This is a genomic window from Escherichia sp. E4702 (assembly GCF_963883545.1).
In the GTDB taxonomy this organism is placed as follows: Bacteria; Pseudomonadota; Gammaproteobacteria; order Enterobacterales; family Enterobacteriaceae; genus Escherichia.
The window spans coordinates 22,603-33,557 of the sequence record NZ_CAWORF010000022.1; the positions used below are offsets into that span (position 1 = coordinate 22,603).

The 10,955-nt window shown below is 50.7% G+C and carries 12 protein-coding genes and 1 pseudogene; 8 read left to right on the forward strand and 5 right to left on the reverse strand.

The features are described from left to right. Window positions 1–3: 3 nt before the first annotated feature. Window positions 4–978 carry a porphobilinogen synthase gene (hemB, locus tag AACU94_RS15420; RefSeq protein WP_130223277.1) on the forward strand — a complete coding sequence of 325 codons (975 nt, stop codon included), beginning with the start codon at window positions 4–6 and terminating at the stop codon, window positions 976–978. Between the two features lie 40 nt (window positions 979–1,018). Here hemB and tauD read toward each other — a convergent pair whose 3' ends face one another. The 4 genes from tauD to tauA are packed head-to-tail and all read right to left on the reverse strand — an operon-like array spanning window position 1,019 to window position 4,433. Further along, complete coding sequence (gene tauD, locus AACU94_RS15425) at window positions 1,019–1,870, reverse strand: taurine dioxygenase (RefSeq protein WP_135384917.1); 852 nt, start codon at window positions 1,868–1,870, stop codon at window positions 1,019–1,021. Continuing rightward, window positions 1,867–2,694, reverse strand: a complete 828-nt coding sequence (tauC, locus tag AACU94_RS15430) for a taurine ABC transporter permease TauC (protein ID WP_135489727.1) — start codon at window positions 2,692–2,694, stop codon at window positions 1,867–1,869. Before tauC ends, tauD begins: the two co-directional genes overlap by 4 nt. Next, entirely contained in the window at window positions 2,691–3,458 is a 768-nt protein-coding gene (tauB, locus tag AACU94_RS15435) for a taurine ABC transporter ATP-binding subunit (protein WP_130215378.1), read from the reverse strand. Before tauB ends, tauC begins: the two co-directional genes overlap by 4 nt. Before the next feature lie 12 nt (window positions 3,459–3,470). Next, window positions 3,471–4,433, reverse strand: coding sequence for a taurine ABC transporter substrate-binding protein (tauA, locus tag AACU94_RS15440; protein ID WP_135489729.1), 963 nt, complete (start codon window positions 4,431–4,433; stop codon window positions 3,471–3,473). 622 nt (window positions 4,434–5,055) lie between these two features. On the opposite strand from tauA, the pseudogene AACU94_RS24760 reads away from it, so the two are divergent. Next, a pseudogene (locus tag AACU94_RS24760) lies at window positions 5,056–5,466 on the forward strand (PIG-L deacetylase family protein); the annotation flags it as partial. A gap of 126 nt (window positions 5,467–5,592) precedes the next feature. Here the strand turns inward: AACU94_RS24760 and AACU94_RS24765 are convergent. Further along, the gene (locus tag AACU94_RS24765; RefSeq protein WP_445236447.1) at window positions 5,593–5,712 is read right to left on the reverse strand and encodes a hypothetical protein; all 120 of its coding nucleotides are present in this window, start codon (window positions 5,710–5,712) and stop codon (window positions 5,593–5,595) included. Between the two features lie 24 nt (window positions 5,713–5,736). On the opposite strand from AACU94_RS24765, the gene AACU94_RS15450 reads away from it, so the two are divergent. From AACU94_RS15450 to fghA, 6 genes are all read left to right on the forward strand, one after another. Further along, window positions 5,737–6,933 carry a glycosyltransferase gene (locus AACU94_RS15450; protein ID WP_135489733.1) on the forward strand — a complete coding sequence of 399 codons (1,197 nt, stop codon included), beginning with the start codon at window positions 5,737–5,739 and terminating at the stop codon, window positions 6,931–6,933. Then, on the forward strand, window positions 6,899–7,492 hold the full coding sequence (locus tag AACU94_RS15455; protein WP_240726492.1) for an acetyltransferase: 594 nt from the start codon (window positions 6,899–6,901) through the stop codon (window positions 7,490–7,492). Before AACU94_RS15450 ends, AACU94_RS15455 begins: the two co-directional genes overlap by 35 nt. A gap of 1 nt (window position 7,493) precedes the next feature. Further along, entirely contained in the window at window positions 7,494–8,267 is a 774-nt protein-coding gene (locus tag AACU94_RS15460; RefSeq protein WP_135404441.1) for a YaiO family outer membrane beta-barrel protein, read from the forward strand. 187 nt (window positions 8,268–8,454) lie between these two features. Beyond that, window positions 8,455–8,730 carry a formaldehyde-responsive transcriptional repressor FrmR gene (gene frmR, locus AACU94_RS15465; protein ID WP_001141271.1) on the forward strand — a complete coding sequence of 92 codons (276 nt, stop codon included), beginning with the start codon at window positions 8,455–8,457 and terminating at the stop codon, window positions 8,728–8,730. A gap of 34 nt (window positions 8,731–8,764) precedes the next feature. Beyond that, window positions 8,765–9,874: an S-(hydroxymethyl)glutathione dehydrogenase gene (frmA, locus tag AACU94_RS15470; RefSeq protein WP_000842102.1), complete on the forward strand. Its 1,110-nt coding sequence runs from the start codon at window positions 8,765–8,767 to the stop codon at window positions 9,872–9,874. Window positions 9,875–9,966: 92 nt separating this feature from the next. Then, window positions 9,967–10,800 carry an S-formylglutathione hydrolase gene (fghA, locus tag AACU94_RS15475; RefSeq protein ID WP_135489734.1) on the forward strand — a complete coding sequence of 278 codons (834 nt, stop codon included), beginning with the start codon at window positions 9,967–9,969 and terminating at the stop codon, window positions 10,798–10,800. The last annotated feature ends 155 nt before the right edge of the window (window positions 10,801–10,955 follow it).

The window sequence follows — 10,955 nt, forward strand, 5'->3', positions numbered from 1 at the left end:
ACCATGACAGACTTAATCCAACGCCCTCGTCGCCTGCGCAAATCTCCTGCGCTGCGCGCTATGTTTGAAGAGACAACACTTAGCCTTAACGACCTGGTGTTGCCGATCTTTGTTGAAGAAGAAATTGACGACTACAAAGCCGTTGAAGCCATGCCTGGCGTGATGCGCATTCCAGAGAAACATCTGGCACGCGAAATTGAACGCATCGCCAACGCCGGTATTCGTTCAGTGATGACTTTCGGCATATCTCACCATACTGATGAAACCGGCAGTGATGCCTGGCGGGAAGATGGTCTGGTGGCGCGTATGTCGCGCATCTGCAAGCAGACCGTGCCAGAAATGATCGTCATGTCAGACACCTGTTTCTGTGAATACACTTCTCACGGACACTGCGGCGTGTTGTGCGATCACGGCGTCGACAACGACGCGACTCTGGAAAATTTAGGCAAGCAAGCCGTGGTTGCTGCTGCTGCAGGCGCAGACTTTATCGCCCCTTCCGCCGCGATGGACGGCCAGGTACAGGCGATTCGCCAGGCGCTGGACGCTGCGGGCTTTAAAGATACGGCGATTATGTCGTATTCGACCAAATTCGCCTCTTCCTTTTATGGACCGTTCCGTGAAGCTGCCGGAAGCGCATTAAAAGGCGATCGCAAAAGCTATCAGATGAACCCAATGAACCGTCGTGAGGCGATTCGTGAGTCACTGCTGGATGAAGCCCAGGGCGCAGACTGCCTGATGGTTAAACCAGCTGGTGCGTACCTCGACATCGTGCGTGAGCTGCGTGAACGTACTGAATTGCCGATTGGCGCGTATCAGGTGAGTGGCGAGTACGCGATGATTAAATTCGCCGCGCTGGCAGGTGCTATAGATGAAGAGAAAGTGGTGCTCGAAAGCTTAGGTTCGATTAAGCGTGCGGGTGCGGATTTGATTTTCAGCTACTTTGCGCTGGATCTGGCTGAGAAGAAGATTCTGCGTTAATGATCATTATGCCGGGTTATCCCAACCCGGCATTTCCTCTTCACCCCGCCCGATAAAACGGTTTATCCCCGAGAATCGTTGCGCGATGCATAATCCGTCGCTGTGGCAAATAATCGGCATTCGCATAATGCTGAGTCACGCGGTTATCCCAAATCGCAATATCATTCGGTTGCCAGCGCCAACGCACCTGAAACTCCGGTTTGGTGATATGGGCAAACAAAAAGCCTAACAAGGCTTCGCTCTCTTTCTCGCTGACATCGACAATTCGCGTGGTAAATCCTTCATTAACAAACAGTGCCTGTTTGCCGCTCACCGGATGAGTACGCACCACTGGATGTAACAACGGCGGATTCTTCGCGGCCGCCTCGCGCCAACGTTGATGTTCCTCTTCGGTTTTGCGGTACTTGTATTCCGGGAACGATTTACGGAAATCATGCTCCGCACGCAGCCCGCTCAAAAGCTGGCGGAAAGGAACAGAAAGCGCCTCATAGGCAGCAATACCGCTGGTCCAGAGCGTATCGCCGCCGAACGATGGCAACTCTTTCGCTGCGAGAATCGCCCCTGCTGGCGGCGTCTCAATAAATGTCACATCGGTGTGCCAGTTGTCGTTATCCGGCGGATTATCGTTATGGGTGTCCAGTACGATGATCTCGTCAACCCCTTCGGCATGAGGATAAACAGGATGAATATGCAGTTCGCCAAAGCGCTGGGCCAGCGCACGTTGCTGCAGTGGCGTTATCGCCTGTTCACGCAGAAAAACCACCTGATGACGCAGCACCGCATGGTAAAGCTGTTCAAATTGATTATCGCTTAACGGGCGCGTCAGGTCGGCACCCGAAATTTGTGCGCCAATATACGGCCCCAGCGGGGTAATGCTCAGACGTTCACTCATTGTACTTCTCCATGCCAGGGCGTCAGGCGGCGTTGTAACGCACGCAGACCCAGTTCTAAAAGAAATGCGATAATCGCAATCACCGCGATCCCCGCCAGCACCACGTCAGTCGCGAGGAATTCACCTGCTGACTGGACCATAAAACCTAAGCCTCGCGTTGCGGCAATCAGCTCCGCCGCCACCAACGTAGACCAACCCACACCCAGACCAATGCGTAATCCGGTGAGGATTTCCGGCAGCGCGCCAGGCAAAATGACAAACCACAGCACCTGTATACGGCTGGCCCCCAGCGACTGGGCGGCACGGATGCGAACCTGCTGGACGCTTTTCACCCCCGCCAGCGCCGACATCGCCACCGGTGCAAAAATCGCTAAATAGATCAGTAAGATCTTCGACGTCTCGCCAATACCAAACCAGATCACCATCAGCGGCAAATAGGCCAGCGGCGGCACCGGACGATAAAGCTCGATTACCGGATCCAGAATGCCGCGTACCGTAGGGCTAAGTCCCATCGCGATCCCGGCCGGAATACCGATCAACACCGCTGCAAATAGCGCCAGCATAATGCGCGTCAGGCTGGCAGCCAGATGCTGCCACAGCGTGGCGTCCATAAAGCCTTGCGGTCCGGCAATGGTGAGCAGTTTTTCCAGTACCTGTTGCGGCGGCGGCAAAAACAGCGGGCTAATCAGTTGCAGCGTCGCCACCGTCCACCATACGGTGAGTAAAACCGCTAACGTACCAATGCTTAAGGTCACTTGCCGCGAGAGCGGCCAGCGCCATTTCAACCGACTCGAATGCAGTTTTTCGTTAATGAGCACACTCATGAGAACGCCTCCCGTTGCTCAAATACGCGGCTTAAAACATATTCGCGAATGGCAATAAACTGTGGATCGGACTTGATGCTGCGACTCGATTCTCCCGCAACAAAGCGGCGAGCGAAGTCGAGCGGAAGACGCTCCAGCACACGCCCTGGCCCTGGCGAAAGCAGAACCAGCTCGGTCGCCATAAACACCGCTTCCTCTATATCGTGAGTAATCAACAGCACCTGCTTGCCCGTCTCCTGCCAGAGTTTCAGCAACAAGGTTTGCATCTGGTCGCGGGTAAAGGCGTCCAGCGCGCCAAACGGCTCGTCGAGTAATAACAGTTGGGGATTTGCCGCCAGCGCGCGGGCAATCCCCACTCGCTGACGCTGGCCTCCAGAAAGCTGCCAGATGAAGCGTTTTTCTGCGCCTTCCAGACCTACTTTTTTCAGCATCTGGAGAGCAATTTCCAGACGCTGCATTTTCTCCATCCCCGCCAGTTGCAGACCGAACGCCACGTTATCCTGCACATTGCGCCACGGTAGCAATCCTTCATTCTGAAAAACCACGCCGCGTTCTGCTCCCGGTCCCTGAATGTGTTTGCCCGCCAGTTGAATGCTGCCGTGCTGATAAGGCACAAAACCAGCAATTAAATTCAGCAACGTGGTTTTGCCGCAGCCGGACGGTCCCAGCACAACCAGCAGCTCGCTGCTTTCCAGCGTCAGGTTGATATCTTCCAGTGCTGGTTTACCGCCATAATCGGCGTAAAGATGAGAGATCTGCAGCATCTGCGCCTCCTTTTATTGCACGAAGCGAGAGGTAACGTACTGGCTGTAATCATTCGCCACGGCGGGGACTTTGCCCTGATCTTTCAAAAACTGGGCAGTGTCGATGATCGCTTTGTTCACCGGTCCGGTCAGTTCTGCCGTTTGCTGCTGCGGCGTCAGATAGGTGTTTCCCTTCACTAGCCCCGGCACATCGCCTTCCGGCACGCCGCTTAAACGCGCCAGTTTGCTGATGTTTTCCGACTGTTTCAGCCAGGCGTCAGGGTTAGCAATATACGGTTGCTGAGCATTGATGGCGCTTTTGGCGAACGCTTTCACTACCTCTGGATGTTTCTCGGCAAAATCTTTCCGCACTACCCAGACGTCCAGCGTTGGCGCCCCCCACTGCCCGACCTGTTCAGAATCGGTCAGCACCTTGCCGTCTTTTTCCAGGGCGTTAACCGCCGGCGCCCAGACATAAGCGCCATCGATATCTCCCCGTTGCCAGGCGGCGATAATCGCGGGCGGCTGCAGGTTCACTATCTCCACTTGCCCAGGTTTAATGCCCCAGTGTTTCAGCGCCGCCAGCAGGCTGTAGTGTGTCGTGGAGATAAACGGCACGGCGATACGTTTACCAATCAAGTCTTCCGGTTTGCTGATGGCTTTCTTTACCACCAACGCCTCAGAGTTGCCCAGTTTTGACGCCAGCAAGAAGACTTCAATCGGCACCTGTTGGCTGGCAGCTACCGCCAATGGGCTGGAACCAAGATTACCGATTTGCACATCGCCCGATGCCAAGGCCCGCACGATGCTGGCCCCGCTGTCAAACTTACGCCAGTCCACCGTCGCCCCGCTCTCTTTGGCAAAGGTGTTATCAGCCTGTGCGACTTTCGCCGGTTCGGCGGAGGTTTGATAGGCCACGGTGACGTTCACCGCCTGCGCCTGAAAAGCGATGAATGCCAGTGCGGCAAGAAGTGTGTTACGCGATGAAATTGCCATGATTGTCTGCTCCCCTGTCTTGTTATGGGAGCAGTATTCGCGGACAAAGACATTTGATAAAAGAATTAGTCGTTATGGTACAGATGATTTTATTCTTAGCAAAAAAACAGCAAAGGAAAGGTTAATTATGCAATTAGCATCATCCCACAACTCGGGGAAATTGCTGTACTGCATTTTATTGATGCATAAAAAGTCAGATTACGAGATTTACTATCTTCTTGTTTTTATTAAAACCAAAATATATGACAAAGTTATTATATTCGCATTAAATATACTATTGTATTGTTTTTCACCCACCGCATATTACATTCACAACATGTATATAAACAATATCCGTTCATTGAACATATTTTTTAAATGCAATTAATTGACAAACTAATTCACATCTAAATACAATGCACAAAAGAAAATAACTATACATAGCAAACACACAAAAACATAACATATGAACTACGTAAAAAAAACTTTACCCTGTCGATTTTCAGGCCCTCATAGCATCCTGGCACTAAGTTATTAGCAACTTTCACTACGTATAAATTTTAACGTCTGCTTGCGCCAGAGATTACGTCTCTGCGCGTATCGCTGCGCTTGCAGTATAATAATTAAAATGGAGTGTCATTAAGTGGATAAGGTTTTAAATTCTGCTCTCCTTTCTTCAAAAAATAAAAAGAAAGGTATTCTTGCTATTGGCGCACACCCTGACGATATAGAATTAGGCTGCGGCGCATCGCTCGCTCGTCTTGCGCAAAAAGGAATTTATATTGCTGCCGTAGTTATGACTACCGGCAATTCTGGTACCGATAGAATAATCGATCGCCACGCAGAGTCACGCGAAGCCCTAAAGATATTAGGATGCCAGCAGACTATTCATCTTAATTTTGCTGATACCCGTGCTCATTTACATCTCAATGATATGATTACCGCCCTGGAAAATATCATTAAGTCTCAAATTCCGTCTGATGTTGAAATCATTCGTGTCTATACCATGCATGATGCCGACCGCCATCAGGATCATCTGGCCGTTTATCAGGCGTCAATGGTGGCCTGTCGGGCAATTCCTCAAATTCTCGGCTACGAAACGCCAAGTACCTGGCTTTCATTTATGCCCCAGGTTTTTGAATCCGTGGAAGAGAAATATTTTTCTATAAAACTAAACGCGTTACAAAAACATAAAAGTCAGAGTCTGCGTGATTATATGCGCCCAGAACGTTTGCGTGCTGTCGCACAATTTCGCGGACAACAGGTCAATAGCGACCTGGGTGAAGGCTTTGTTATTCATAAAATGATTCTTTGAGCAGATTGCATGAAAACCTGGATCTTTATATGTATGGCCGTAGCAATATTACTATGGTTCCTGAGTACGTTAAGGCGTAAGCCCAGCCAAAAAAAAGGCTGCATTGACGCAATTATTCCTGCCTATAACGAAGGCCCTTGTCTGGCTCAGTCGCTGGAAAATCTGCTACGCAACCCTTATTTTTGCCGGGTAATTTGCGTTAACGACGGCTCCACTGATAATACCGAAGCAGTCATGGCAGAAGTAAAACGTAAATGGGGCGACCGCTTTGTTGCCGTCACGCAAAAAAATACCGGTAAAGGTGGTGCGCTAATGAATGGCCTCAACTACGCCACCTGCAACCAGGTTTTTTTAAGCGATGCCGATACCTACGTCCCGCCCGATAAAAACGGCATGGGCTATATGTTGGCGGAAATTGAGCGCGGCGCTGACGCTGTAGGCGGCATTCCCTCCACCGCGTTAAAAGGCGCTGGCCTGCTGCCGCACATCCGCGCGACGGTGAAGTTGCCAATGATCGTTATGAAGCGCACGCTACAGCAACTATTGGGTGGTGCGCCGTTTATTGTCAGCGGAGCCTGCGGGATGTTTCGCACCGATGTGCTGCGTAAATTTGGTTTCTCTGATCGTACCAAAGTCGAAGACCTCGACCTTACCTGGACGTTGGTGGCTAATGGCTACCGTGTTCGTCAAGCGAATCGCTGCATCGTTTATCCGCAGGAATGCAATAGTCCGCTTGATGAATGGCGACGCTGGCGGCGCTGGATTGTGGGCTACGCGGTATGTATGCGCCTACATAAAAAACTTTTATTTAGCCGCTTTGGCATATTCAGTATTTTCCCCATGCTGCTGGTTGTGCTTTATGGCGTTGGGATTTATCTCACTACCTGGTTTAATGAATTCATCGCCACCGGGCCACATGGCGTAATATTGGCAATGTTTCCGCTTATCTGGGTCGGCGTAGTTTGTGTTATTGGTGCTTTTAGCGCCTGGTTTCATCGTTGCTGGTTATTGGTGCCTTTAGCGCCTTTTTCCGTTGTGTATGTATTATTAGCTTATGCCATCTGGATTATTTATGGACTTATTGCCTTTTTTACTGGACGCGAACCTCAGCGCGACAAACCCACCCGTTATTCCGCACTGGTGGAAGCGCCAACCGCTTATTCCAACTCTTCTGTCGCAGGAACTGAAAAGCTATCTGAAGCTTAATGTTAAAGAGAAAAATATTCAGATTGCAGACCAGGTAATTATTGATGAGAGTGCTGGTGAAGTTATTATTGGCACCAATACCCGTATTTGCCACGGTGCAGTGATTCAAGGACCGGTAGTGATTGGCGCAAATTGCCTGATTGGCAATTATGCTTTTATTCGCCCCAACACGGTAATCAGTAATGGTGTAAAAATTGGTTTTGCCACAGAAATAAAAAATGCGGTTATTGAAGCGGAAGCAACGATTGGCCCGCAATGTTTTATTGCCGACTCGGTGGTAGCAAGCGGGGCATATTTAGGCGCGCTGGTGCGTACCAGTAATCATCGCCTGGATGAACAGCCAATATCGGTTCGCACCGCGGAAGGTACTATCGCTACCGGATGCGATAAATTAGGTTGTTATATTGGTCAGCGTTCACGACTTGGCGTGCAGGTTATTATTTTACCGGGGCGAATTATTTCTCCGAATACACAGCTTGGTCCACACGTTATTGTAGAACGTAATTTACCTACCGGAAATTACTCACTCCGGCAAGAACTTATCCGTACAGGAGAATAAAATGATAAAACGGACGTTATTAGCGGCAGTAGTCTTTAGCGCATTGCCCGCTTATGCCGGATTAACATCTATTACCGCAGGCTACGATTTTACCGATTATTCTGGCGATCATGGTAACCGTAATTTAGCGTATGCCGAACTGGTCGCAAAAGTTGAAAACGCAACACTGCTTTTCAATCTTTCCCAGGGACGTCGAGATTACGAGACTGAAAGTTTCAATGCCACACGCGGCCAGGGTGCGGTCTGGTATAAATGGAATAACTGGCTAACGACCCGAACGGGTATTGCATTTGCGGATAATACGCCGGTCTTTGCCCGCCAGGATTTTCGTCAGGATATTAACCTGGCCCTGCTGCCAAAAACGGTGTTCACGACTGGTTATCGCTACACCAAATATTACGATGACGTTGACGTTAATGCCTGGCAAGGTGGCGTTTCGCTTTATACCGGCCCGGTGATCACCAGCTATCGCTATACCCATTATGACTCAAGCGATGCGGGCGGCAGTTACAGCAATATGATTTCCCTGCGCCTGAACGATACGCGCGGCGGTGGTTATACCCAGCTTTGGCTAACTCGCGGGACCGGAGCTTACACTTATGACTGGTCGCCAGAGACACGACACGGCAGTATGAAGAGCGTCAGTTTACAGCGTATTCAGCCTTTAACAGAGCAACTTAATTTGGGGCTGACGGCAGGTAAAGTGTGGTACGACACCCCAACCGATGATTATGACGGCTTGCAACTCGCAGCCCATCTGACCTGGAAATTCTGATTCCTTCTGCCGCCCGCTATCCAGGGCGGCCTTCCCTGCCGATTAGCGCCCAAACACTTTCCTTTTCGTTTTCCGCCCACATTCACCGGATAAATTTTATTCTCCAGTGTTATATACTATAGGGGGTATGCATTGACATATAGCATACCCCCCTATAGTATATTGCGTGCAGATGATGAGGTGCGAAATGCCCAGTACTCCGGAAGAGAAGAAAAAGGTCCTTACTCGAGTTCGTCGTATTCGGGGGCAGATTGATGCTCTGGAACGGTCGCTGGAGGGTGATGCCGAATGCCGTGCCATACTCCAACAGATAGCCGCCGTTCGGGGCGCGGCTAACGGGCTGATGGCAGAAGTGCTTGAAAGCCATATCCGGGAAACGTTTGACCGAAATGACTGCTACAGCCGTGAAGTCAGCCAATCCGTTGACGACACTATTGAACTGGTTCGAGCCTATCTTAAATAGCTGAATCTATTACCATATTGAGGAAGAGCGAAAGATGAAATCACGTGCTGCCGTTGCATTTGCTCCCGGTAAACCGCTGGAAATCGTTGAAATTGACGTTGCACCACCGAAAAAAGGTGAAGTGCTGATCAAAGTTACCCATACCGGCGTTTGCCATACCGACGCATTTACCCTCTCCGGCGATGACCCGGAAGGTGTGTTCCCGGTGGTTCTTGGTCACGAAGGGGCTGGCGTTGTGGTTGAAGTCGGTGAAGGCGTAACCAGCGTCAAACCAGGCGACCATGTGATCCCACTTTATACCGCAGAGTGCGGCGAGTGTGAGTTCTGTCGTTCCGGCAAAACCAACCTCTGTGTCGCGGTTCGCGAAACCCAGGGCAAAGGCCTGATGCCAGACGGCACCACCCGTTTTTCTTACAACGGGCAGCCGCTTTATCACTACATGGGCTGTTCTACATTCAGTGAATACACCGTGGTCGCGGAAGTGTCTCTGGCCAAAATTAATCCAGAAGCAAACCATGAACACGTCTGCCTGCTGGGCTGTGGCGTGACCACCGGTATTGGCGCGGTACACAACACCGCTAAAGTCCAGCCAGGTGATTCTGTTGCCGTGTTTGGTCTTGGCGCGATTGGTCTGGCTGTGGTTCAGGGTGCACGTCAGGCGAAAGCGGGACGGATTATTGCTATTGATACGAACCCGAAGAAATTCGATCTGGCGCGTCGTTTCGGTGCCACCGACTGCATTAATCCGAATGACTACGACAAACCGATTAAAGATGTCCTGCTGGATATCAACAAATGGGGTATCGACCATACCTTTGAGTGCATCGGTAACGTCAATGTGATGCGTGCGGCGCTGGAAAGTGCGCACCGCGGCTGGGGTCAGTCGGTAATCATCGGGGTAGCAGGTTCCGGTCAAGAAATTTCAACGCGCCCATTCCAGTTGGTCACCGGTCGCGTATGGAAAGGTTCCGCGTTTGGCGGCGTGAAAGGTCGTTCCCAGTTACCGGGTATGGTTGAAGATGCGATGAAAGGTGATATCGACCTGGAACCGTTTGTTACGCATACCATGAGCCTGGATGAAATTAATGACGCCTTTGATCTGATGCATGAAGGCAAATCCATTCGAACCGTAATTCGTTACTGATTTCCCGCAGGTTTACCCCGTACAGTTCAGACGAGGTTCTTAATACCGTCCCCGGGCAGCCGTCCGGGGAATTAACCGTGAGATAATGACTGATGGAACTCATTGAAAAACATGCCAGCTTTGGCGGCTGGCAAAATGTGTATCGGCATTATTCCCAATCACTGAAATGTGAAATGAATGTCGGCGTCTATCTCCCACCAAAAGCCGCGAATGAAAAATTGCCGGTGCTGTACTGGCTTTCGGGCCTGACCTGCAACGAGCAGAATTTCATTACCAAATCGGGAATGCAGCGTTACGCGGCTGAACACAACATTATTGTTGTTGTGCCGGACACCAGTCCGCGAGGCAGTCATGTCGCAGATGCCGACCGTTACGATCTCGGGCAAGGTGCTGGGTTTTACCTGAACGCGACGCAAGCGCCGTGGAAAGAGCATTACAAAATGTATGACTATATCCGCAGCGAGCTGCCGGATTTAGTGATGCAACATTTTCCGGCAACGGCCAGAAAGTCTATCTCAGGTCATTCTATGGGCGGGCTGGGCGCGCTGGTACTGGCGCTGCGTAACCCAGATGAGTATGTCAGCGTCTCGGCGTTTTCGCCCATAGTTTCCCCTTCGCAAGTACCGTGGGGCCAGCAAGCCTTTGCCGCGTATCTTGGTGAAAATAAAGAAACCTGGTTGGATTACGATCCGGTGAGCCTTATTTCACAAGGTCAACGCGTTGCAGAAATAATGGTTGATCAGGGATTGAGTGATGATTTTTACGTGGAACAGCTGCGGACTCAAAATCTTGAAAAGGTCTGTCAGGAGATGAATATCAAGGCGGTAATCCGGTATCACGAAGGTTACGACCACAGCTATTATTTTGTCTCCAGTTTTATTGGCGAGCATATTGCCTACCACGCCAATAAACTGAATATGCGTTGATCATTTGCGCACGCCTACCGGATGCGGCGTAAACGCCTTATCCGGCCTACATTTCGCCCGTAAACCGTAGGCCTGATAAGACGCGCAAAGCGTCGCATCAGGCATCTGTGCACGCCTGCCGGATGCGGCGTGAACGCCTTATCTGGCCTACATTT

What these genes read in the sequence shown, in the direction of transcription:
- tauA (WP_135489729.1), bottom strand. Translation starts at nt 4,433, where the DNA reads ATGGCAATTTCATCGCGTAACACACTTCTTGCCGCACTGGCATTCATC.
- fghA (WP_135489734.1), top strand. Translation starts at nt 9,967, where the DNA reads ATGGAACTCATTGAAAAACATGCCAGCTTTGGCGGCTGGCAAAATGTG.
- tauC (WP_135489727.1), bottom strand. Translation starts at nt 2,694, where the DNA reads ATGAGTGTGCTCATTAACGAAAAACTGCATTCGAGTCGGTTGAAATGG.
- tauD (WP_135384917.1), bottom strand. Translation starts at nt 1,870, where the DNA reads ATGAGTGAACGTCTGAGCATTACCCCGCTGGGGCCGTATATTGGCGCA.
- tauB (WP_130215378.1), bottom strand. Translation starts at nt 3,458, where the DNA reads ATGCTGCAGATCTCTCATCTTTACGCCGATTATGGCGGTAAACCAGCA.
- AACU94_RS15450 (WP_135489733.1), top strand. Translation starts at nt 5,737, where the DNA reads ATGAAAACCTGGATCTTTATATGTATGGCCGTAGCAATATTACTATGG.
- hemB (WP_130223277.1), top strand. Translation starts at nt 4, where the DNA reads ATGACAGACTTAATCCAACGCCCTCGTCGCCTGCGCAAATCTCCTGCG.
- AACU94_RS24765 (WP_445236447.1), bottom strand. Translation starts at nt 5,712, where the DNA reads ATGAATAACAAAGCCTTCACCCAGGTCGCTATTGACCTGTTGTCCGCG.
- AACU94_RS15460 (WP_135404441.1), top strand. Translation starts at nt 7,494, where the DNA reads ATGATAAAACGGACGTTATTAGCGGCAGTAGTCTTTAGCGCATTGCCC.
- frmA (WP_000842102.1), top strand. Translation starts at nt 8,765, where the DNA reads ATGAAATCACGTGCTGCCGTTGCATTTGCTCCCGGTAAACCGCTGGAA.
- frmR (WP_001141271.1), top strand. Translation starts at nt 8,455, where the DNA reads ATGCCCAGTACTCCGGAAGAGAAGAAAAAGGTCCTTACTCGAGTTCGT.